The sequence below is a fragment of the Chondromyces apiculatus DSM 436 genome (genome assembly GCF_000601485.1).
Taxonomy (GTDB): Bacteria; Myxococcota_A; Polyangia; order Polyangiales; family Polyangiaceae; genus Chondromyces; species Chondromyces apiculatus.
Window position 1 is genome coordinate 18453 of the sequence record NZ_ASRX01000099.1, and the last position, 21866, is coordinate 40318.

At 72.4% G+C, this 21866-nt stretch carries 15 protein-coding genes; 8 read left to right on the forward strand and 7 right to left on the reverse strand.

Annotated elements, in window-relative coordinates; translation table 11 throughout:
* Positions 1–7 precede the first annotated feature (7 nt).
* From CAP_RS39345 to leuS, 4 genes are all read right to left on the reverse strand, one after another.
* The gene (locus tag CAP_RS39345) at positions 8–1375 is read right to left on the reverse strand and encodes a COG3014 family protein (RefSeq protein ID WP_044250551.1); all 1368 of its coding nucleotides are present in this window, start codon (positions 1373–1375) and stop codon (positions 8–10) included.
* Positions 1375–1998 carry a penicillin-binding protein activator LpoB gene (locus CAP_RS39350; RefSeq protein ID WP_044250554.1) on the reverse strand — a complete coding sequence of 208 codons (624 nt, stop codon included), beginning with the start codon at positions 1996–1998 and terminating at the stop codon, positions 1375–1377. Before CAP_RS39350 ends, CAP_RS39345 begins: the two co-directional genes overlap by 1 nt.
* A gap of 311 nt (positions 1999–2309) precedes the next feature.
* Positions 2310–3332 carry a S1 family peptidase gene (locus tag CAP_RS39355; protein WP_197041547.1) on the reverse strand — a complete coding sequence of 341 codons (1023 nt, stop codon included), beginning with the start codon at positions 3330–3332 and terminating at the stop codon, positions 2310–2312.
* 437 nt (positions 3333–3769) lie between these two features.
* Entirely contained in the window at positions 3770–6346 is a 2577-nt protein-coding gene (gene leuS / locus CAP_RS39360; protein ID WP_044250557.1) for a leucine--tRNA ligase, read from the reverse strand.
* An 804-nt stretch (positions 6347–7150) separates the two neighbouring features.
* Here leuS and CAP_RS51530 point away from each other — a divergent pair.
* The gene (locus CAP_RS51530; protein WP_156041551.1) at positions 7151–9295 is read left to right on the forward strand and encodes a hypothetical protein; all 2145 of its coding nucleotides are present in this window, start codon (positions 7151–7153) and stop codon (positions 9293–9295) included.
* Positions 9296–9322: 27 nt separating this feature from the next.
* Here the strand turns inward: CAP_RS51530 and CAP_RS39375 are convergent, their stop codons facing one another.
* A complete protein-coding gene (locus tag CAP_RS39375) occupies positions 9323–9538 on the reverse strand; it encodes an amphi-Trp domain-containing protein (RefSeq protein ID WP_044250562.1) in 216 nt (71 codons plus the stop codon).
* Between the two features lie 98 nt (positions 9539–9636).
* On the opposite strand from CAP_RS39375, the gene CAP_RS39380 reads away from it, so the two are divergent.
* Together CAP_RS39380 and CAP_RS46575 are read left to right on the forward strand one after the other, a co-directional pair.
* Positions 9637–11091: a UDP-N-acetylmuramoyl-tripeptide--D-alanyl-D-alanine ligase gene (locus CAP_RS39380; RefSeq protein WP_044250563.1), complete on the forward strand. Its 1455-nt coding sequence runs from the start codon at positions 9637–9639 to the stop codon at positions 11089–11091.
* Between the two features lie 27 nt (positions 11092–11118).
* Entirely contained in the window at positions 11119–13269 is a 2151-nt protein-coding gene (locus CAP_RS46575) for a tetratricopeptide repeat protein (RefSeq protein ID WP_052376773.1), read from the forward strand.
* A gap of 105 nt (positions 13270–13374) precedes the next feature.
* Here CAP_RS46575 and CAP_RS39390 read toward each other — a convergent pair whose 3' ends face one another.
* Together CAP_RS39390 and CAP_RS39395 are read right to left on the reverse strand one after the other, a co-directional pair.
* Positions 13375–14196, reverse strand: a complete 822-nt coding sequence (locus tag CAP_RS39390) for a PP2C family protein-serine/threonine phosphatase (RefSeq protein WP_044250566.1) — start codon at positions 14194–14196, stop codon at positions 13375–13377.
* An 11-nt stretch (positions 14197–14207) separates the two neighbouring features.
* A complete protein-coding gene (locus tag CAP_RS39395; RefSeq protein ID WP_044250568.1) occupies positions 14208–14819 on the reverse strand; it encodes a peptide deformylase in 612 nt (203 codons plus the stop codon).
* Between the two features lie 146 nt (positions 14820–14965).
* Here CAP_RS39395 and CAP_RS39400 point away from each other — a divergent pair, with 146 nt between their 5' ends.
* From CAP_RS39400 to CAP_RS39420, 5 genes are all read left to right on the forward strand, one after another.
* The gene (locus tag CAP_RS39400; RefSeq protein ID WP_044250570.1) at positions 14966–17452 is read left to right on the forward strand and encodes an MMPL family transporter; all 2487 of its coding nucleotides are present in this window, start codon (positions 14966–14968) and stop codon (positions 17450–17452) included.
* The gene (locus CAP_RS39405; protein ID WP_156041552.1) at positions 17449–18990 is read left to right on the forward strand and encodes a hypothetical protein; all 1542 of its coding nucleotides are present in this window, start codon (positions 17449–17451) and stop codon (positions 18988–18990) included. The genes CAP_RS39400 and CAP_RS39405 overlap by 4 nt, the downstream gene beginning before the upstream one ends.
* The gene (locus tag CAP_RS39410; protein ID WP_044250574.1) at positions 18987–20357 is read left to right on the forward strand and encodes a periplasmic substrate-binding domain-containing protein; all 1371 of its coding nucleotides are present in this window, start codon (positions 18987–18989) and stop codon (positions 20355–20357) included. The genes CAP_RS39405 and CAP_RS39410 overlap by 4 nt, the downstream gene beginning before the upstream one ends.
* Positions 20358–20431: 74 nt before the next feature.
* Positions 20432–21043, forward strand: coding sequence for a DNA-3-methyladenine glycosylase family protein (locus CAP_RS39415; protein ID WP_197041548.1), 612 nt, complete (start codon positions 20432–20434; stop codon positions 21041–21043).
* Positions 21044–21552: 509 nt separating this feature from the next.
* Positions 21553–21866, forward strand: a 314-nt coding sequence (locus CAP_RS39420; RefSeq protein WP_044250578.1) for an RNA recognition motif domain-containing protein, incomplete at its 3' end; no start/stop codon positions are given.

Sequence of the window (21866 nt, forward strand, 5' to 3'; positions counted from 1 at the left end):
CACCTCGCTAGCGTAGGGCCATCATCGGCACGAAGGCCCAGCCACCAGGGGCGAGGTCGACGCGGGTGCGCTTCTGGACGCCGCGGGCGGAGAGGACGATCTCGTGGCGGCCGGCGGGGACGCGGAGGCGGGAGATGGCGATGCGCGCCGGGAGGGTGGTCCAGGCGCGGGTGTCGGGGGTGTCGGCGGCGGTGAGGGTGGCGCTGGTGAGCAGGCCGAGGAGGAGGCCGAGGGGGCCGCTGTCCTTGTCGATGGCCTTGGTGACGCCCTGCACGGCCTCGCCGGCGACGACGCGGGTGATGGTGCGGGTGAGGGCGGAGAGGATCACGGTGCCCTCGATCTTGCGCCACTCGGCGCGGACCTCGGCCTCGATGTCGAGGGCTTGCTCCATGGGGCAGGGGCGGCCGTCGAGGGAGAAGGTGGGGGTGGTGTAGCCGCCACGGCTGCGGGTGAGGGTGGGGTAGTTGACCCAGGTGACCAGGCCCTTGGCGGCGAGGCCGCTGGCCTGGGCGCGGTCGGTGGGGCTGATGTCGTTGGCGACGAGGGTGAGGGCGAGGCCGATGGGGATGCGGTTCGGGACCTTGCGCGGGGCGCGGCCGAAGCCGACCACGACGAGGATCTCGGCCTCGCCGGTCTCGGTGAGGGGCGGGAGGGGCTCGGCGCCGGCGATGAGGGCGCGGATGCCTGGGGACTTCGGCTCGCCGCGGACCAGCCTGCGCAAGGGGTCGCGGAGCGAGGGGTACTGGGCGTAGCGGAGGGCGTCGTCGTAGTAGAGGAGGGCGCTGTCGGTGGTCCCGGATTTTTCGAAAGCGAAGCCGGCGAGGTAGCTGCCAAGACCGGTGAGGGCCGTGGAGTGCTCGTGCTCGCGCAGGTACTTCTGCATGATCGCGAGGCGCCGCGCTTCGACCTTGGCGCCGGTGAGGTCGCGCTGCGCCAGGTAGTTCATGAGGTTGACGGTGTTGATGAGCAGCTTCTCGTGCGGGGGCGCGCGGTAGGGGCCAGCGTCGTCCGAGAAGAGGTACTTGCCGATGTCGTCGACGGCGCTGCGCGACATGTCGAGCATGTCGATGGACTTGTCAGCGACGCCCAGGTCGCGGGCGCTCAGCTTGTACTGGTCCATGCCGAGCAGGATGCTGGCGCGATCGAGGAGGAGCAGGGCGTTGTCGCCCGTGAGCGCGGGGAGGTCCTGGTTCCGCTGGACCTCCATCTCCTCGTTCAGCGCCGCCACGGCCTGCGCGGGGTAGCCGCGGTCGAGGGCGTAGAGCGCGGTCTCGACGCGGCTCTCGTGGCCGGCGCAGCCCGCCTGCGTGAGCACGGTGAGGAGCGCGATGAGGGCGACTGCGAAGGCGTGTGTCCGCCGGGCCACGGGCGACATCAGTCCTGGATCAGGGCCTTCGTGAAGGCTGCCTTGTTCTGCCAGAGGACGGCGCTCGTCGCGACCTCGATGAGCTGCATGAACATGAAGTACTGCACGCGGCGCTCGTCGTAGGCGCGCTCGTCGGAGGTGAAGACCTTGCCGGTGAGGTAGTAGCGGGCGCCGAGCTGGCGGTTGTACTCGGCGACGTTGCGGGGGTCGAAGCCTCCGCCGTGCTGCTTCTCGATCTCGCCGATCATCTGCATCTGGCGCTCGACGCTGATCACCGTGACGAGCTGCGAGTTGACCATGAAGGTCTCGACGTCGGAGAGGAGGGCCATGAGCTGGCTGTCGATGTGCTCACTGGTCTCGTTGGCGAGCGGGTAGATGGCGAGGGTAGGGCGCGAGCCGTCCGCGGCCCACTGGCGGGCGACGGGCGAGGCCATGAGCGCCTTCAGGTTCTCGTGGAGGAGCTGGTCGATGTCTCGCTTGTCGAGACCCGTGCTCATGGCCTGGTCGTCGAGGCCAGCGACCTCGTTGCCGCGGACGTAAGTGGGGCCGCAGCCCGGGAGGGGGGCGGCGAGGACCAGGGCCGCGACGAGGGCGGCAGAGGACGTGGAAGAACGACGGATGAAGTCGGGCATGACGCGCTCCAGGGCTGACGCTAGGACGGCGTACCCTGGAACAGAGGCCTCGCGGCCTGTGCGCTCCCGGGGGGCGCCGCCCGTGGCTCCTTCGCAGCGCGTTGCGCCAGGGAGCCGGGGCAGGCCCCGAGAGCAGGGTACGAGAGGCCGCATCCTAGCAGGGAACGGCGTGGCAGGGCCGCGAGGTCAGGGTGGAATCCTGCTTCATCGGGGCCCAGGGCATGTGGCCGGTGCTCGCATGTCGCCAGGAAAGGCGCGGCGTCGGCGGGGGAATCACCCGTTGAGGTGTTGCTTGACGCTCGTACGGTTCATCACGCCTGGGTGCAGCGCTGGTGGCGTCGGTACAGGGCGAGCGTGAGGGCGGCGAAGGCCCCGGCGGCGAACGAACCTGCGCCGGTGGCGGGGTTCCCCGGTGACGCAGCGCATGACGTCCAGCGTGGATCGATGGCGCCCGTCTCGTAGCTCGTGGCGGAGATGCGGCTCTCGTCGACCCACGCGGGGGCGTCGTAGCCACCCTCCTCGGCGATGAGGGCGGCAGACTCGGTCAGCCACGTGCGGTGCTCAAGAAGGCCCCCGTAGATCGGATCGTCGCAGCCGTCGGGTCCCCTGGAGGTGATGCCGAGGACGCGGCCGTCGCCGTCGAGGGCTGGCCCGCCAGAGTCACCGCTGCAGGCACCGGCGTCGCCGCGCCACTCGTTGAGCGCCACCTCGTCCGAGTCGCCGCAGCGGTAGCCGACGCACTCCACGGTGAGTCCGTCACGGCGGCGTCGGGCGCCAGCGTCCTTGAGGGCGCCGCTGGTGTTGCCGAAGCCCACTGCAGAGTAGTCCTCTCCATCCTCGGCCGTTCGGTCGAGGCGCAGGTCGAGGGGGGTGACTTCCTCTGCGGAGAGGGGCGTGGAGAGGACGATGAGGGCGAGGTCGTGGCCACACACGGCGCGGCCGTAAGGGGGCAGGAGGATCTCGCGGCCTCGGGTCCAGGTGGCGCCGGCGCTCCACATGTCGTCAGCAGTGGTCACGTGGATCCGGACGGCATCTTCGGTGGGCCCGAACTCGGCGCGATCGCAGCGGATGAAATCCGGTGCGCTGGAGATGCAGTGCTGGGCGGTGAGCACCAGGTCGGGCGCGATGAGCGCGCCGGTGCAGGTGCGCGTCAGGCGTCCGCCGGAGCCGATGACGGCGATGCCGATGACGGCGCGATCGGTGCTCGCGGCGTAACCGCCCTCGATGGGCATGCTCGCGCTGTCGACGCGCTCATCGACGTCGATCTCGTCGCGCGTGTCGGGCGTCGCGTCGCGTTCAGCATCGAAGGCGCAGCCCGCGAGAGACGCGCCCATGATCAGCGCCGCACCCGCATGTCCGCGGGCGATGATGTCAAAGGACCGATGCAAAGCGGCCCGGACGCGTTGGACCAGCATCCTCATCTCCGTCGCCAGGTACGGGTCCGCGCTTCACCGCAGAGGCGGCGTGCGCGTCCCGCACAGGGACGAGCCAATGCAGGAGGCTTGCCAGGATGCTCAGAGTCCCGGTCAGGAGGGGCGGCGCGTCAGGGGCAGTGCTGCAGGACCCCTCTCAGGGCTGGGATTTCGGTTCTCGAAGGCGAGGAGAGGAGCCACCAGGGGGAGACAGTGAGTGCTGGGCGTAGACCCTCCGCTCACGCACCCTCGTTGCGCTCGCTCCCCGGCGCGCGGGGGCTGCGCAGAACCTGGAAGTGGTGATCCACAGGAGCGCAGGGGCCTTCAGGGCCCGGATCCTGGGTACGCAGTCCCCGTCTCTAGCCGACCACGACGTTCGCGATCTTGCCGGGGACGTAGATGAACTTCTTGACCTGCTTGCCTGCCAGGGTGCTGCCCACCGACTCCAGGGCTGCGGCGCGGGCCTGATCTTCGGTGGCGTCCTTGGCGAGGATGATCCGGCCTCGCACCTTGCCGTTGACCTGCACGGGCACCTCCACGACGTCATCGACGCAGAGCGCCTCGTCCCAGGTGGGCCAGGGCTCGTAAGCGAGGCTCTTTTCGTGGCCGGTCAGGCGCCAGAGCTCCTCACCCACGTGGGGGGCGAAGGGCGACACCATCAGGATGAGCTTGTGCACGGCCTCGCGGGGCGGCGAGGCCAGGCCCGCGAGGTGGTTCACGAAGATCATCAGCGTCGAGATGACGGTGTTGAAGCTCATCCCCTCCAGATCGCGGGTCACCTTCTTCACCGTGCGGTGGAGGAGCCGGGCAGTATCGTCCTGGAGGGTGTCGCCCAGAGCGCGCGTGGCGACGGCATAGACCCGGTCGCGGAAGCGCACGACGCCCTGGATCTGGGAGGATTGCCAGGGCTTCACCGCCTCGAGCGGGCCCATGAACATCTCGTAGAGGCGGAGCACGTCAGCGCCCCAGACGCGTACGATGTCGTCGGGGTTCACCACGTTGCCGCGGGACTTCGACATCTTCTCGCCGTCCTCCCCGAGGATCATCCCCTGGTGGACGAGCTTCGTGAAGGGCTCCGGATGCTTCACCCGGCCCAGGTCGTGCAGCACCTTGTGCCAGAAGCGCGCGTAGAGCAGGTGCAGCACGGCGTGCTCGGCCCCGCCGATGTAGAGGTCCACCGGCATCCAGGCGTCATAGGCCGCCTCGGAGAAGATCTCGGCGTCGTTCTGGGGGTCGATGAAGCGCAGGTAGTACCAGCAGGAACCGGCCCACTGCGGCATCGTGTTGGTCTCGCGGGCGTACCAGCGGCCCTCCTTCTGGAAGTAGCGCCAGTCGACGGCGCGGGCCAGGGCACCCGCCGGGTCGTTGCCGGGGCGGAAATCGACGAGGTCCGGCAGGGTGAGGGGTAGCTCTGCCTCGTCGACAGCGATGGGCTGATCGAAGAGCACCCGGTGCGGCGCGCCCTTGCGCGGGTCGCCATCGGGGCTCTCCAGCTCCACCGGGAAGTAGATCGGGATCGGCTCACCCCAGTAGCGCTGGCGGGAGAAGACCCAGTCGCGCAGCTTGTAGCTCACCTGGCCGTCACCGCGGCCGAGCCCCTTCAGCGTCACCACCACGGCGCTCTTGCACGCGGCGGTGGTGAGGCCGTCGAACGCGCCGCTCTGGACGGCGATGCCCTCGTCGGTGAAGGCGGCCTCCAGCGTCCCGTGAAGCTTTCCGTCGGGGCTCACGACCTCCGCGATCGGCAGACCGTGGGCCCTGGCGAAGGCGAAGTCGCGCTCGTCGTGCCCAGGGACGGCCATGACCGCGCCGGTGCCGTAACCACCGAGCACGTAGTCGGCGACCCACACCGGCACCTTCTGGCCGGTGATGGGGTGCACGGCGACGAGGCCCGTGTCGACCCCCGTCTTCTCCTTGGCGGCGGAGGTGAGCCGGTCCCGGTCGCTGCGGTTCACGGTCGCTGCCACGTACCTCTGCACGGCCTCGCGGCGCTCGTCGGGCACCTTGCCTGGCGTCTTGATCATCCAGTCGGCGATGGGGTGCTCGGGGGCGAGGACGACGTAGGTGACGCCCATCAGGGTGTCGGGGCGGGTGGTGAACACCTTGAGCGTGTCACCCTCGTAGCCCTCCACCGCGAAGGTGATGGTGGCGCCCTCGGAGCGGCCGATCCAGGCGCGCTGCATGGCGAGCGTGCCCTCCGGCCAGTCGACGAGCTTCAGATCGTCGGCGAGGCGATCGGCGTAAGCGGTGATCCTGAGCATCCACTGCCGCAGCGGGACGCGCTCGACAGGGTGCCCGTGCTCGCTCTTGCCATCGGTGACCTCTTCGTTGGCGAGCACGGTGCCGAGCGCGGGGCACCAGTTGACGGTGATCTCGTCCTGGTAGGCGAGTCCCTTCTTGAAGAGCTGCAGGAAGATCCACTGCGTCCACCGGACGTAGCGCGGGTCGGTGGTCGAGACCTCGCGTGACCAGTCGTAGCTGAAGCCCAGCATCTTGAGCTGGCGCTTGAAGTTGCCGATGTTGCGCGCGGTCGTCTCGGAGGGGTGGGTGCCGGTGCGGATGGCGTACTGCTCGGCGGGCAAGCCAAAGGCATCCCAGCCCATGGGGTGGAGCACGTCGATGCCCGCCATGCGCCAGTAGCGCGACATGATGTCGGTCGCGGTGTAGCCCTCGGGATGGCCCACGTGCAGGCCATCGCCCGAGGGGTAAGGGAACATGTCGAGCACGTACCGCTTGGGCCGCGTGGAGGCGGGATCGCGGACGGCGCGGAAGGTCTCCTGCTCGTCCCAGACGCGCTGCCAGCGCGGCTCGACCTCGAGGTGGTCGTAGCGGAGCGGCTCGCGCGGCTCGGCGGCGGCGGCGCTGGACTCGGTGGAAGCGGTGGGCTCTGCGGTGGCGGTGGGCTCGGTAGGGGCGCCCGGATTCTCGGCGGACATGGCGCGGCCCTCATAGCACCGCCGCACGGCGCCCGCGAGGAAGCGGCCGGGCGGGGTGCTTGCGCGACGGAGGGCCGGGACACGTCGGTCGTACGGCAGCGCGGTGGATCGAGGCCCTCGAGCGCTCGGTGGCGCTTGAAGGAAAGTGCAGGAGCCGGGAGCGAAGAGGGCGGTGCGCAGGTCGAGATGCGCGTCCGGGGATGCAGGGCGACGCACTGCTGGAGAGAGAGGCGACGCGCTGCGGGTAGAGAGGCGACGGTGCATCGACCGGCGTGAGGATGCGTCACGGAAGCCCTAGAGGTGCGCTGCGTGTCGAGGCGTTGACGGTACGTGCGAGGTGCGGGGATGCGCTGTGTCGTCGTCAGCGCACGAGGTGCGGAGATGCAGGAACCAGCAAAGCGTTGCGGGCGAAGTTTTCCACAGAGCACCTGATCGGTGGCGACGTGTGCAGTGCGTCGGAACCGTAGCCGGCGATCCGCAATTGAGGGTACAGTGACGCTGCCAGGAGGACCGCGGAAGCGATCCACCCCGGCGCGGATGACCGACAAATATTCTTCATGGGCAGGCCCCGGGGGCGAGGGCTCCGCGCAAGCGGGACCTCCGCGCTCGCAAGGGATGTACGGCGCAGAGATGCCCGGCTCCGGCGGGCCTTTTCGACCGTTGCCCGCGATGCCGCTGCAGTCTCCGGGCGTGTTGACCCCGCTGGCCGTGCCTTACGGTCTGGGTCTGCAGGCGCAGTCTTCGCAAAGCCCGGCTCATGGCGCAGCAGCGCCGTCCAACCCGCAGCATGCGGCAACGTCACCGGTGGCCACCGCTGCTCCGTATGCGGCTGCGGCACCCCAGGCGCTGGCGGCACCCGGTGGGCCGTACGCGGCGGCGCAGCAGGCGCCTGCTGCGCAGGTCGCGCCCTACGGCGCTGGGCAGTACGCTGCCGGTACTCAGCCGATGCCGGGTCAGCCCTACGGGGCGGCATCTCAGACGCCCGTGGCGCCTGCCCCCCCGTACGGAGGCGGGCAGTACGGACCGGGGCCTCAGTACGGGCAGTACGCGCAAGGGCCGCAGCCTCCAGGTGCCGCCGGTCAACCTTACGGGGCCGAGCAGCCGCCGCCCGGGGCAGCAGGTCAGGCCTACGGGGCGGTGCCCCACTACGCGATGACGCCCCAGGCGCCCAGCGGTGCCTATGCGCCCGGATCGCCGCCCTACGCGGCGGCACCTCAGTACCCGGGCGGGGCGCAAACACCCGCTGCACCCAGCCCGCAGTATGCAGCGGCGCAAGGGACTGGGGCCGCGGCACCAGGCTATGCCGCCGGGCCGCAGGGAGGGTTCGGGCCAGCATACCCGGGAGGGCCGCAACTGCCGGTGAAGCCACCCGTGGGGCCCATCGTGGTGAACGAGGACACGATGCCTCCCGGGGCGCTCCCTTCGCCCATCATCATGGGTCACGGCCCTGCCACGATGCAAGGTGGCGTGGCGATGCCGACCGGCCTCGATGCGGGCAACGTGACAGCGGCTGCGGGGCTGCCTTTGCCGATGCCCGTGATGCCTTTCGTCGCGGCGCGGACACCGGAGCCCGCAGCGCCTCACAAGGTCGCGCCGCCTCCCGCCGTGCCTCACGCGCCGCCCCACGCGCCTCCGCCTCCTGGTGCAGCGCCGCATGGCACCACGCCCCCGGGGGCCGCCCCGCACGGCGTGGCGCTGCACGGTGGCATGCCCTTCGGTCCGGGAGCGCAGGGAGCTGCGCATGGTGCTGCACACGGCGGTGCACCTTCCGCGTCTGCGTCGCACGGAGCCGCGCTGCACGGCGGTGCACCTGCGGGTTCCGCGTCTCAGGGCGCTGCGTTGCATGGAGCTGCGCCCAACGGCGCTGCGTCGCACGGAGCCGCGCTGCACGGCACGGCGCCTCCCTCGGCGAGAGCGCCGTCGCCACCGGCCGCGGTGCTCGAGCCAGCCCACCAAGGCATGGTCTCTCCGCGTGGCGGGACGCAGCCGACAGGTGTCCTGCAGCCTCCGCCGGGGCCACCGGGGAGCGGGTTTGCTGCGCCCCCAGGGACCTCGGCGATGGGGACGCAGCCGCCCGTGAGCGCCACGCCGGCTGCCATGTCGACGCCGCTGCCCAGGTCCACGCCCATCACGGGGACCGGGGGCACGGCCGCGATGCTCGCACCTGGTGCATCCGGAGGGGCGCCGATGCAGGCGGCCGCGCCGGGAGCTCCGCTCGGGCTCCCCGGCGTGGGTGCACAGCCCGCCGCGGCCGGGCCTTCCGAGCACATCTCGCATCCGGACCTCTCGCCCCACAGTAGCCGCGGCGTTCCTCCGAGGGCGTCCGAGGTCGCGTCGTTCGGATCGCACCCGAGCACGCCACCCGGCGCGCTGTCGACGCCCCCTGCAGACATGACAGGTGCTGCAGCGCCCGGTGGTGCCTTGCCCGCGGGAGTTCCTGGAGCACCGGGGCCGCTCGAAGGGACAGGGGCAGCGTTGTCCGGTGCGGGGGAGGCGTCTGCGCTGGCCGACGCTCCAGGAGCCGCGCCTGCACAGGGTGATCTCGAGGTTCCGGCCGGGCCGCCGGCTGCGATCACGGCAGCGAGCCCGTGGGCCGCGGCAGGCGGACGGATCGAGGGGAATTTCGCCGGAGCGCCACCGCACTCAGCCACGTCGGATGCGCCACCAGCGCCGCGGCAGCAGGAGTCAGGTGGTCACCGCGGGTTGATCCTCGCGCTGGTGGTGGTGCTGGTGCTGGCGGTGGTGGTGCTGGTCGGCGTGGTGGTGATGAAGCGGGGGAGTGGAGGTGGCCCAATCTCCATCGGGTTCTCCGAGCCCGAAGCCCCAGAGCCCCCACCACCTGCAACTGCGGCGCCCACCGCGAGCGCGACGACACAGGTCCGGTGGAAGCCGAAGCCGAAGGAAGAAGACATCTACGAAGAGGTCGACCGCGAGCGAAAGCCGCGCTGACCCGGACGCCCGACGGGGGGGCGACCTTCAGCCGTTCTTCCAGCGCAGCTCCAGGGCGAGTTCCTCGTCGCCTCCCTCGGCTTCGTGCTCGATGACCAGCTCGGCGCCTGTGGGCACGGTGAAGCGGTTTCCGGCCACCTGGATGCGGAAAGGCTCGCCCTGCTCCAGCGCATCGGCCAGGCGGCGCAGCGTCGCGACGAACTCGTCCTTTACACAGTGTCGATCCACGTCTCGTTCGGTCATGAGGCCTCCGCGCCCACCAGACCGGCGTCGCGGCGGGCCGTCAAGCGCCGGTTGGTTGCCCGGGAGTCCCGGATCGTGCTGGTGATCATGCGCTCCGCATGGCTACCCCCATCCCGCAGAACGTCGCGCGCTTTTCTCTGGACGATCTGGCCCGCCTCGGCAGTGGCCGGGTGCTGCAGCGGGGGCCCGACGTGCAGGGGATCTCCACGGACAGCCGCGCGCTCGCGCCGGGGGCGGCGTTCGTGGCGCTGGTGGGGGAGCGCTTCGATGGCCACGCCTTCCTCGATCAGGCGGTGCGTCATGGGGCCGGAGCGGTGGTGGTGAGCCGCGAGGTGCCGCTGCCTGCCGGCGTCGGTGCGGTGCTGGTGACCGATACGCTGGCAGCGCTGGGGGCCTTCGCGGGCGAGCACCGGGCGCGGTGGGGCGCCACGCCGCACCCGGCGGGGGACCGCGCGCTGATCGGGGTGGCGGGATCGGCCGGGAAGACCACGACCACGCGCACGGTGGCGGCGCTCCTGCGGGTGGTGGCCGCGGAGGCGGGAGGAGGTGAGGTGCACGCGACGGCGGGGAACCTGAACAACGGCATCGGCGTGCCGATGACGCTCCTCGGGCTGTCGGACGAGCACCGGTTCGCGGTGGTGGAGATCGGGACCAACAACCGCGGGGAGGTGGCGACGCTCGCCGCCATCGCGCGGCCCGAGGTGGGGGTCGTGACCACCATCGGGGTGGAGCACACCGAGGGGCTCGGCTCGCTGGAGGAGGTGGCCCAGGAGGAAGGGGACCTCTTCGCGGCGCTGCCCGTCGGGGGCGTGGCGGTGGGAAACGCCGACGATCCGCAGGTGATGGCGCAGCTCGTGCGGTCCGGAGCGCGGCGTCAGGTCGGGTACGGGACCTCGGAGGGCGCGGTGTACCGGATCATTGGCCGGAGGCCCGTGGGGCTACAGGGGAGCGTGGTGGACGTGGTGCGAGATGGTAAGGAGGTGGCGCTGCGGTCGCCGCTCCTCGGAGAAGCCGGGGCGCTCGCGGCGGTAGCGGCGCTGGCGGTGGTGGAGGAGCTGCTCGGCCAGCGCCTGTCGGAGGAGGGGGCAGAAAAGGCGCTCACCGCGATGGAGCCGCCCACGGACGGACGGCTCTCGGCGCTGGAGCTGGGGGACGGGACGGTGGTGATCGACGACAGCTACAACGCGAACCCCGTGTCCATGCGGGCGTCCCTCCGGGCCGCGGCGGAGCTCTCGGGGGCCCTCGGGCGACGGCTGCTCCTCGTGCTGGGAGAAATGCGGGAGCTCGGGGGGCTGTCCGGGGAGGAGCACGACGCGCTCGGCGTGGAGGCGGCGGCGCTCCGGCCCGTGGCGGTGATTGCCGTGGCCGGTGACGCGGCGCGCACGGCGGCGGCGGCGGCAGCGGCGGGGGCCTCGGCGATCTTCGTGGGCTCGGCGGAGGAGGCGGCGGGGGAGGTGCGCACGCGGGTGAGGCCCGGGGACCTGGTCCTGGTGAAGGGCTCCCGGGGGGTAAGGATGGAGCGGATAGTAGAGGAGTTGCGTGAGCGCCGGTAGGATGCGGCCTCCGGCCCCTCCCGACGCATGCCGACTCCCATCCGCGTCTTCTTTGCTTACGCGCAGCAGGACCAAGCCCTGCGGGACGAGTTCGCCGCGCATCTGACGTACCTGCAGCTTCGCGGGGCGATCGCCGACTGGCGCGATCGGCGGCTGGGGGACGAAGATGCCTGGGGCGCGCGGGTGAGTGAGCACCTGAAGAGCGCGCAGGTGGTGCTGTTCCTGATCAGCCCCCACTTTCTCGCGTCGTCCTACTGCATGAGCATGGAGGTGACGTGGGCGCTCGCGGAGCACGCGGCGGGCACGGCGCGGGTGGTCCCGGTCATCCTGCGCGAGTGCACCTGGAACCAGGCGCCGTTCAGCGGGTTCGTGCCGCTGCCGCGCAACGGTCGCCCGGTGATGAGCCACGAGGACCGGAGCGAGGCGTGGACCGCCATCGCGAAGGAGCTGCGCGCCACGGTGAACGACCTGGTGGCGCAGCGAAAGACGGGCGGTACTGGCAAGCCCGCGGCGAAGGCTGAGCCGGCGCTGCAGGTGATCCTGCCCGCGCTGGGTGACTGGAGCGCGCAGGAGGGCACAGGTCCCACGCAGGCGCCGGTCACGCGCGGGGACCTGGAGCTGAGCCTGGGAGCCGCGCGCCTCGAAGACGACGTGGCGGAGGTGGCGGCGCTCGCGCAGCGGCTCGGCGACCTGCACGCGGAGCGAGGGCGTCACTACGATGCGCGCGTCCACTATGACGAGGCGCTCACCGCGTACGGCCGGGTGGGGGACCTGTGCGGCGGGGCCGGGTGCCTGGAGCGCCTCGGTGAAGGCGCGCTGTGGCTCGGACACCACGGTGAGGCGCGGGTGCGCTTCGAGGACGCGATGCGGGCGTACCGGCGTGCGCGTGACCTCGCGGGTGAGGCGCGCTGCCTGGAGGCCCTGGCGAGGACGGCGCTGCGCGGGGCGGACCTCGCGGGAGCGCAGGGGCTGTTCGAGCGGGCGCTCGCGATGCACCGGCAGGGAGGCGACGTGGCAGGGCAGGCTGCGTGCCTCGGCGCGCTCGGAGATCTGGCGCTCTGGGTGCGGCCGGTGAGCGGCGAGGGGCGGCCGCGCGAGGGCACTTCGGCCACGTTCGCGGTGCCCGGGCGGGCAGCGGAGTTCGGGGAAGCGCGCCAGCGGTTCGAACAGGCGCTGCCGCTCTACCGGGAGGCGCGCGACGTGGCGGGCGAGGCGCGCTGCCGACGTCGCCTCGGCGACATCGCGCTCGAGCAAGGGTTGCTCGACGACGCGGCGGCGCGCTACGGGGAGGCCGTCTCGCTCTACCAGCAGGTGAAGGACGAGGACGGCGCGGTGCTCTGCCAGCGAAGGCTCGGCGATCTGGCAGTGGCGCAGGAGCGCTTCACCGATGCGCTGCGGCATTACCGCGATGCGCGCGACGTGCCCGGCGAGGCCGACTGCCTGCGGCGGCAGGCGGATCTGGCGCTGGACCGCGCCAAGCCGGACCACGCGATCGTGCACTACCAGCAGGGCCTGGAGCGCTACCGGGAGGCCAAGCTGCCGGTGGGCGAGGCGGCGTGCCTGGTGGGCCTCGCGGAGGCCGCGCTGGACCGCGGTGAAGATGAGGAGGCGACCCTGCGCTTCCACCAGGCGCTGCCGATCTACCGGGAGCTGTGCGACGCGAGCGGTGAAGCCGGGTGCCTGGAGCGCCTGGGGGACCTCACCCTGTACCAGAGCAAGGCGGAGGATTCGCGGTGGTGGTACGAGCGGGCGCTGTCGCGGGCGCGGGAGGCGAGCGACGAGCAGCGGGAGGCGAACGCGCTCCTCGGCCTGGGGAACCTGTCGCTCGCGCAGTCGCGGGGTGAGGACGCGGCGCGCTCTTACGAGCTGTCGCGGGCGATCTACCGGCGATCGCGCGACGTGCTGGGCGAGGCGAACTGCATGAAGCGCCTCGGTGACGTGGCGAAGCTCGACGGGCGGTTCGCCGACGCCGCCGCGCTCTTCGAGCAGGCCCTGTCGCTCTACACGAGCGTGCCTGCGCCGTACTCGATCGGCCACACGCACCGCCGGCTTGCGCGCGTGGCGCCCAGCTCCGAGGAGCGACGCCAGCACCTCGAGATGGCGAGCGCCGCGTGGCTCAGCATCGAGCGGGCCGACCTGATCGCCGAACTCCACCAGGAGTTCCCCGAAGACACCTGAGCGCTGCGACTGCGCAGGGCGAAAGCGCGCAGGCCAGGAGCGCGCAGGCCAGGAGCGCGCAGGGGAAAGCGCGCGGGCCGAGAGCGCACCACCGGCGCGAGCGATCTACGGCGTGAAGCGCACCAGCAGCGCGGTGAGGTTGTCGCTGGAGTGCCCGCGGATGGCGGATTCCACGAGCGCCTCGCAGCCGTCGGAGGGCTCCGGGTGGCGACGGAGGAGTGCCTCCATCGCCGCGTCGGAGAGGAACCTGTACACACCGTCGCTGCAGAGGAGGAGCAGGTCGCCCTGGTCGAGCTCGATGCTGGTGTCTGCCGCGGTGAGGTCTGCGTTCATGCCGAGGGCGCGGGTGAGCACGGTGCTGGGGATGTGCTGGATCTCCTCGAACGGGACGCCGTGGTCCCGGGCCTCGTTGAGGAGCGAGTCGTCGCGGGTGATCTGCTGAAGGTGCCCGTCACGCAGGAGGTAGGCGCGGGTGTCGCCGGCGTGGACGAGGTGAACCCAGCGCCCTGCGATCGCCGCCGCAGTGATGGTCGCGCCGATCCCGGTGAGGGAGATGAGCGTGGTCGACGCGCGCCAGACGGCGCGGTTCGCTTCCTCGACAGCCTCGATGGCGGTACGGCGCACGGCGGCCTGCCCCGTGCCGATGCCCGCGCGCACGCGGCGTCGGATCGCTTCGATGGCGATCCGGCACGCCTCGGTGCCGCCGCGCGAGCCACCCAGCCCGTCGAGGACTGCGAGCAGGATGCCGTCGCTCGTCTCGATGCGGCCAGCGTGCCTCGCCTCGTTGGGGGGCGAGGTGAAGGGAGAGGTGTCGCGGAGGGCGAGGACGAGGAACGCATCCTCGTTGACGGTGCGCAGCGGGCCGGTGTCGGTGCGGGCCGCGAACGTGAGGCGTGACGAGCCGACGGGTGCGTCGCGGTAGACCATGGGGCCGCGCGCTACACGCCGAGCGCCGCGCGGACCTCGGCCACCGGCTTGCCGATCCAGCGCTGGGCCTCGTCGTTGCTGCAGAGCGAGCGGGTGAGCATGCGATCGACATAGAGGGTGCCGCGGAGGTGGTCCACCTCGTGCTGGAGGATCCGTGCAGGCCACCCCTCGGCGACCCAGTGCACGGGCTCTCCGTCGGGATCCAGGCCAGAGACCTCGACGCGGAGATCGCGCTCGACGAGGGCCATGTAGCCCGAGACGCTGAGGCAACCCTCGAAGAACGTGGCGCGACCTGCGCCGCCGGGGCTTGCGACGGAGCCACCCAGGGAGAGAAGGGTGGGGTTCACGATGGCGGTGAGCGGGAAGGGAGCGCGCCCCCGGATCTCACGGTCCTCGGTGGAGAGCTTCCCCATGAGCGCCTCAGCGTCCTCGAGCACCATGATCTGAAGGCCGACCCCGATCTGAGGCGCTGCCAGGCCGACGCCCGGCGCCTTGCGCATGACCTCGACCATCGTCGCCACCAGGTCCTTGAGCTTGCGGGTGCCGATCATCTCGGGTGGCACCGGGGAAGCCGCGGTCCTGAGTACGGGGTCCCCGGCCTGGACGATCTTGGGTAGCTTCATGAGAACACCGTGCCGCGACGGAGGAAGCTGTCAAGCGGCGGGTGGAGAGGCTGGCGGCGGGTGATGCTCGGCCCACCGCGTGCCCCTGTCGCATTCCGCGGAGTCCCCTCCGGGTGAGCCGCGGGTGTACAAGCGCCACTTCCGGCATGCCCTCGACCCCCGCTCCCCGTGATCCGGTGCCGCCTGCGCCTTCGTCGCCTCTCGCACCTCCTGGCCGTCGCGCACTGCTCATCGCGGTGCTCGCGGTCGCGACAGTGCTCTCGCTCGTCGCCGTCACCCTCCGCCTACGTCTCGACCCCAACATCGCGTCGTTGCTTCCCGAGCAAGGCGAGGCGGCGGCGCTGCGCCGGTACGTGCGGGGCTTCGGCGGGGGAGATCTCGCGTTCGTGCTGGTGCAGGCGGAAGCGCCGGACCTCGCCGCTGCGGCGGCGGCCGACGTCGCCCGCGGGCTCGCCGCGAAGCCCAGCGTGCAGCGCGCCGCCGATCGGGTCGACACGTCCCGCTCCCTGGATCCATGGCTCGCCTGGCGGCACGCCGATGCGCGGGCGCGGGCACGCCTCGCCGACGCGCTGACGCCTGAGGGCATGCGGGCGCGGCTCACGGAGACGCGCGCCCTCCTTCTCGCGCCCGGCAGCGGTGCTCTCGCCGAGACCGTGGCGGCCGACCCGCTGCGGCTCGCCCAGCTCGCGTTCGAGGGCGCGGACATCGGCTCGGGGGTTCGCACCCAGCCGGACGGGGCGTTCTCCACGGACGACGGTCGCGCGCGTCTGGTGCTGGCGCAGCCGAAGGGGCAGGCGCTCCGCGGCGATGACGCGCGTGCGTTCGTGCACGATGCCGAGGACGTGCTCGCCGCGGTGCGGGCGGCGCACCCGGGGGTCCGGGTGGGGCTCACCGGAGGGCATGCGATTGCCGCGGCGACGGAGGAGATGCTCCAGCGGGACCTCACCCGATCCGGGGTGCTGTCCATGGTCCTGGCGTCGGCCGTGTTCGCGCTCCTGTTCCGGCGGGTACGCGCGCTCGTGGCGGTGTTGCCCCCGCTCGGCCTGGGGACGCTGTGGACCGCGGGGCTCGCCACGCTGTTCCCCGGAGGGCTCAGCGCGATAGCGGTGGCGTTCATGTCGGTCGTGGTCGGCGTGGGCGTCGATACGGGTGTGCACGTCTACGCCGCCCTGCTCGAAGCCCGCCGCGAAGGGGTCCCACCGGAGGAGGCCGCGCGCGCCGCGCGGGTGCGCGCGGGGAGGCCGACCATCATCGCGGCCGTCACCGCCGCGATGGCCTTCGCGGCGCTCGGCCTGTCGGACATCGCCGCCCTGCGCCAGCTCGGCCTCCTCTGCGCGGCTGGCGAGGTGCTCACCGCCATCGCCATCGTGGTGATCACCCCGGCTCTCGGAGCGTGGCTCGAGCGCAAGCCCCCGCCGCCCGAACAGCCGCCGCGCTGGACCGAGGGGGCCTTCGCGCTCACCCGGACCCGCGGGCGGGCGCTCGCCGTCGCCCTCGTGGCGGCGGTGCCCATCGTGGCCGTCGCGCTCGGCGCCGGGCCGCCGCTGGCCGAAGCCTTCATCGCGGTGCGCCCTGCGAAGCTCGCTCCCCTCCAGGTGCAAGAGCAGATCTTCGAGGCGTTCGGGGGCAAGAGCGGGCAGTGGATCGTGCTCGTCGCCGACGCGGACCGGGAGCGCGCCCGGACCCGGGCCGACCGCCTTGCCGAGCGGCTCTCCGCGATGCGCGAGGACGTGGAGGCGGTCGACGCGCTGACGGCGCTGGCTCCGGCGCCGGCGACGCAGGAGGCGCGGTTCGCGGCCCGCGACGCGCTGGACCTTCCCGGGCGTGCCGACGACCTCTCGCGGGCGCTCGCGGAGACCGGCTTTGCTCCCGCGAGGTTCGAGGCTGCGCTCGCGGGCATGCGGACCCCGACACGGCAGACGCTCTCGCTGGACGACCTGGCGTCGAGCCCGGCGTCGATCCTGCTCTCGCGCTACCTCGCCCGTGACGGAGAGGATCACCTCGCGGCGGTGTACGTGCGGCCGCGGGACAAGGCGGCCGTGGGACACATCGAGCAGGCGGTGCACGAGACCGATCCGGACGCCGCGCTCACCGGCTACAGCCGCCTCGAAGCCTCGCTGCGAAAGACCCTGACGCACGATCTGCCGCGCATCGGCCTGGTCGCCGGGGTGCTGGTCATCGCTGCGCTCGCCGCCTCTCTCCGCAGGGCGCGAGACATCACGCTGGCGGGCCTGGTGGTCTCCACGGAGATCGCGGCGGTGCTGGTGCTGGCGCGCCTCTTCGGGGTGCCGCTCCACGTCTACGACGCGCTGGTGATCCCGGTGCTGCTCGGGATCACGGTGGACGAAGGGATGTTCCTCCTGCACCGCGCGCGGAGCGTGGAGGCGGAGGGAGGCGCGACGATCCGGGAGACGCTCCTCCGGGAGGGACCGATCATCGCGGCCACGGCCCTGACCACGGCGGCGGGCTTCGGCGCGCTCGCGGCCTGTGATTTCGACGGGCTACGCGACCTCGGGCGGATCGGCGCGCTCGGCAGCGCGGTGGGCCTCGTCATCGCCCTGGCGGTGGTCCCGGCGGGCCTCCGGCTATGGCCCGCGCCTGCTAGCATGGCCTCCCCCGAAGATCGCCGATGACCCTCTCACGTCGTTTTCTGCTGCTCGCTGGTCTCGTCGCCACCGCGCCAGTGTCGGCGTCGGCGCAACCCGCGCCGGCCCGCGCCGCGCGCGCCGCGCGCCCCACCAGCGCAGAGCAGCCCGCGAAGGCGCAGTCTCCCTCGGCGCAGCCTCCCTCGGCGCCCCCCGCGCCGACCCAGGCCGGTGCTCCGTCAGCGCCGCCCGCGCCGCCTCGACCCGCCGTGAGCCGCGTGGTGGAGGCGCTCGCACGCACCCTCACACCCATGGGGCAGCGGGCCGTCGTCGTGGCAGCCCCGCTCGTCAGCGACGCCGCAGCTCCGCGCGCTGCGCAGCTCACCGCGCTGCTCGCGACGCAGCTCGCCGGGCGTCTCGGCGAAGGAGCGCAGGCCCGCCCCGAGCCCGCAGCGCTCCCGGCCGCGCGCGCTGCCGCGGCGGGTGCGCCCGCGCTGGTGCACCTCGCAGCCGAGATCGCCGCGGGCAAGCTGCGCGTCACGGCAGACGTCTACCCCGTGCCGCGCACGGTCTGGTCGCGCATCCGCGATGCCGAGCCTGGTCCTGTCGCCCATGGGTTCGCCGAGGCGCCGGTCGACGCCGAGGTGCGCGCCTACCTCGCCCAGGTGCCGCTCGTCGCCGCGCTCTCGGTGGACCGCGCCAGGAACTTCGAATCCGACGTCGTGGCCCTCGCCTGCGGAGACGTGGACGCCGACGGCGCCCCGGAGATCCTGAGCGTGAGCCGACGCCGCGTGTCCCTCCTCCGCCTCGCCGGCGGCAAGGCCGTGCCGGTGCTGTCACGACCGTGGGCCGACCTCGCCGGCGTGCACCCCACCCCGCTGCGCGAGCCCCTGGGCTTCGCGACACTCGTCGCGCGCGAGCAGGGCGGTGACGCGCTGCCCGGCTTCGCCGACGTCGGCCTCACGGACCGCGCGCGCAGCTTGCGCCTCGACGGCAAGCTGCAGGTGCTCGCAGAGATGATCGGAATCGCCTTGCCCGACGCGGGAGGCACGGCGTGCACGCGTGTGTGGGGACTGCACCTGAGCGGCGCGCTCGGCGCGTGCGCGGCAGGGGATGCGCCGCCCGCCTCCGGGTCGGTGGGTGGCCAGTACGACGCATTCGCCTCGGCCAGACTACTCACCCCGCGCGGCGAGCCCTTCGCCGTGTGGGCAGGCCGAGAGCGCGGCGCACTGGAGCTGCGCGACAGCGCCGGGCGCCGGCAGGTCCTGCCGACCGCCGGGGCGCAGATCGCGCTCGGTGACCTCGATCAGAACGGCGAGCCGGAGATCCTGGCCAGCCTCGACGTGCAGAACCCGCTCGACGATGCGGTGGTGGTGTGGACCTGGCCGAGGCCCGCGCTGCAGGCCGCGCGCGCCGCCCCGGGCCGCACCAAGGACGCCGTCGCCCCCGACGACGACAAACCGCGCGAGGCGCTGCGCCTCCCCGCGCCCGCGGGGGTGCATGCGGTGGCCGTGTGTCCCCCCGACGGCCCGGGCCGCGCCCCGTTCGTGGTGGCGACGACCGACGAGATCTGGGTGGTGCGGTGACGGCGGGCAGGCGCGCGTTCCTCGGAAAGGCGGCTGCGGCGCTCGCGGGCGCGCTGCTCCCCGGAGGTCCCGGCGTTCTCGGCGTCGCCATGGCGATGGGCCGCACGCCGCTCGGCGGTCGCTTCCTCGTGCACGTCCCCTGGCCGACGGCCTCCCTCGATCCCCACGACCTCCGCGACCCCCTCGCCGCCCTCTTCGCGCCCGCGCTCGCAGACAGCCTCTACGCGCTCGACGCGAGCGGCGCGCCTTACCCGACGCTCACCGCAGCGCTCCCTGCGCGGGAGGGCAACACCGCAGTGCTGCGCCTCCGTGAGGGCTTGCGGACTGCGCGCGGCGTCGCCCTCGACGCGCGCGACGTGGTGTTCTCGGTGGAGCGCGCCCGCGCACGGGGCGCAGCGGCGGCCCTGGCCGACGTCTCGAAGCCCCGCCCCCATCCCCGCGAGCCGCTCGGCGTGATCTTTCCCGGCGCGGACCCGCAGCGCCTCGCGCGCGCGCTCGCCACGCCCCTCGCCGCGCTGCTCCCGCGCAGCTTCTCGCCCTCCGCGCCCGACGGCACCGGCGCCTTCCGCGCCGAGCTCGGCCCCCGCCGCATGGCGCTCACCCGGAACGTCAACGCCGCGCGCGGCGCCGCCTACCTCGACGCGATCGACGTGATGAAGTCCGACGACCTCACCACCTCCCTGCGCGAGTTCGAGGCGGAACGCGACGACGTGGGCTGGCTCGGCGCTGGCCTCTACGCGGCCCGCCGCGGGAGCGTGCGCTTCGACCATGGCCCGGTCGCGTGGGTGGTGCTCGCCACCGGCTCCGAGGCCGGCGTCTTCGGCCAGCCGGGCGTCGCCCAGCGCCTCGCGGAGGCCGTCCCGCCCGAGAGGCTCGCCCACCTGGCGCTCGGAGCCCTCCCCGCCGCGCGCGGCGACGCCGCCTGGGGAGGACCGCCCACGGAGCTGCTCGTCGACGAGTCCTGCCCGCACCTCCTCGAAATCGCCCAGGCCGTCGCGCCCATCCTCTCGCGCCCCGGTCATGAGGTCACCGCCGCCCCCGTGGCGCGCGCCGAGCTCGCGCGCCGACGCGCCCGCGGCGCTGCGCTGGCGATCGACCTCGCCCGACCTGCAGGCCCTGGGCCTCTCGGCGCGCTCCTCGCGCTGGCGACCGCCGAGGACCGAACGCGCGGCGTCGATCTGGCGCGCTATCCGCCGAAGCTCGCCGCCGGCACGCCTGCCAGGGCGCTCACCTCATCGCTGCGCGTGGGCGTGCTTGGAGAGATCCGCATCGCCGGAGCGCACATGCCCGACCTCGTGCTCGGCCGTGCGGGCGGAGAAGGGAGCTGGGATCTGGGCGCGACCTACCGTAGATCAGCGAGGCGATGACCGACCTGGAGACAACGGGCGACACCGACTTTCACGCGGAGGCTGTGCGCGCACTCGGTGCGGCGCACGAACGGATGGGTGAACTGATCGCGCGGGTGGGCGCCTGCGGGCTCCGCGCGGGAGCCGGCCGGGGCGGAGATGGACGGAGCCACTTCACCGCCCTCACCGCAGCGATCGTGGGACAGCAACTCTCCCCGAAAGCTGCCGACACCATCTTCGCGCGGGTGGTCGCGCTCGGCCCTGGCGGCAAGCTTCCCGACCCTGCGGGGCTCCTGGAGATCCCCGAGGACGTGCTGCGCACCGCTGGCCTGTCGGGGAGCAAGGCGCGCAGCATGCGCGACCTCGCCGCGCGCATCGTCGAGGGCACGCTCCGCCTCGAAGCCCTCGACGCGATGGACGACGAGGAGATCATCACCTCGCTCAGCCAGGTGCGCGGCATCGGGCGCTGGACCGCGGAGATGTTTCTGATGTTCCAGCTCGGTCGACCCGACATCCTGCCCGTGGGGGACCTCGGCGTGCAGAAGGGCCTGGTGCGGCTCTTCTCGCTGAGGAAATTGCCCCGACCAGAGCGGATGCACACGCTCATGCGCCCTTTCCGGCCTCACCGCTCGGTGGCGTGCTGGTACCTGTGGCGGTTGAACGAGATGCCCGCCGACGTGCTGCGTCCTCCGCGGCGGGGACGTTGAAGTGCCGGGTGGCAGGCGGCGCTCGGCGCCTGGCTTGCTCCTCTTCAGCCTGCACCCATCGGGCCACGCTGGCCGCTCCTGAGGTGGCCCGTTGTCCATCCGCGGTGGCATCGTTTGCTCTTCACGGATTTTGCGCTGCTCGAACCGTCAGGGCGCCTGCTGGAAGCACATCCCGTGCGTGCCGCCGTGCGTGAGACGGCATGCGCCGTGCCCGCCCCTCACGGACGCAAAGTGTTCACGAGACGCGCATTCGGCGCCTCTACACCCTTGCAGACGGTGGTCGCTTGGCTACCATGATCCAGGTCACGTACGTCACTGGACACGACACGACGTTTCTCTCGTGGGGGATCGCCGAATGCTCGGAGACTGGGCGACGCAGCGTGGGGCGCATCAGGAGGCTTCTCTCCGGCGCCGTCCTACCGATCGATCCTCGCGGCTTCATCGAAGGGTAGGGCATCACGGCGCGCTGGGAGCGCGCAAGCAGGTGGAGCCGCGGGACACTTGATACGATGGGTACTCGTCTCTACGTCGGCAATCTTCCCTACTCCGCCACCAAGGCCAGCCTCCAGGCAGCGTTCTCGTCCACCGGTGAAGTCACCGATGTCCACATCGTGATGGATCGCGAAAGCGGTCAGTCGCGCGGCTTCGGCTTCGTGACGATGTCGACTGAGCAACAGGCTCAGGAAGCGATCGCCCAGATGAACGGCGCGATGCTCGATGGCCGTCCGTTGCGCGTCAACGAGGCCGAGGAGCGGCCGCAGCGCTCCGGCGGCGGCGGCGGCGGCTACGGTGGTGGTGGCGGCGGCGGCGGCGGCTACGGTGG

Bases quoted from the DNA above. Each gene is read 5' to 3' on its own strand.
- CAP_RS39345 (WP_044250551.1), bottom strand. From the start codon at position 1,375: ATGTCGCCCGTGGCCCGGCGGACACACGCCTTCGCAGTCGCCCTCATC.
- CAP_RS39350 (WP_044250554.1), bottom strand. From the start codon at position 1,998: ATGCCCGACTTCATCCGTCGTTCTTCCACGTCCTCTGCCGCCCTCGTC.
- CAP_RS39355 (WP_197041547.1), bottom strand. From the start codon at position 3,332: ATGGGCGCGTCTCTCGCGGGCTGCGCCTTCGATGCTGAACGCGACGCG.
- leuS (WP_044250557.1), bottom strand. From the start codon at position 6,346: ATGTCCGCCGAGAATCCGGGCGCCCCTACCGAGCCCACCGCCACCGCA.
- CAP_RS39375 (WP_044250562.1), bottom strand. From the start codon at position 9,538: ATGACCGAACGAGACGTGGATCGACACTGTGTAAAGGACGAGTTCGTC.
- CAP_RS39380 (WP_044250563.1), top strand. From the start codon at position 9,637: ATGGCTACCCCCATCCCGCAGAACGTCGCGCGCTTTTCTCTGGACGAT.
- CAP_RS46575 (WP_052376773.1), top strand. From the start codon at position 11,119: ATGCCGACTCCCATCCGCGTCTTCTTTGCTTACGCGCAGCAGGACCAA.
- CAP_RS39390 (WP_044250566.1), bottom strand. From the start codon at position 14,196: ATGGTCTACCGCGACGCACCCGTCGGCTCGTCACGCCTCACGTTCGCG.
- CAP_RS39395 (WP_044250568.1), bottom strand. From the start codon at position 14,819: ATGAAGCTACCCAAGATCGTCCAGGCCGGGGACCCCGTACTCAGGACC.
- CAP_RS39400 (WP_044250570.1), top strand. From the start codon at position 14,966: ATGCCCTCGACCCCCGCTCCCCGTGATCCGGTGCCGCCTGCGCCTTCG.
- CAP_RS39405 (WP_156041552.1), top strand. From the start codon at position 17,449: ATGACCCTCTCACGTCGTTTTCTGCTGCTCGCTGGTCTCGTCGCCACC.
- CAP_RS39415 (WP_197041548.1), top strand. From the start codon at position 20,432: ATGGGTGAACTGATCGCGCGGGTGGGCGCCTGCGGGCTCCGCGCGGGA.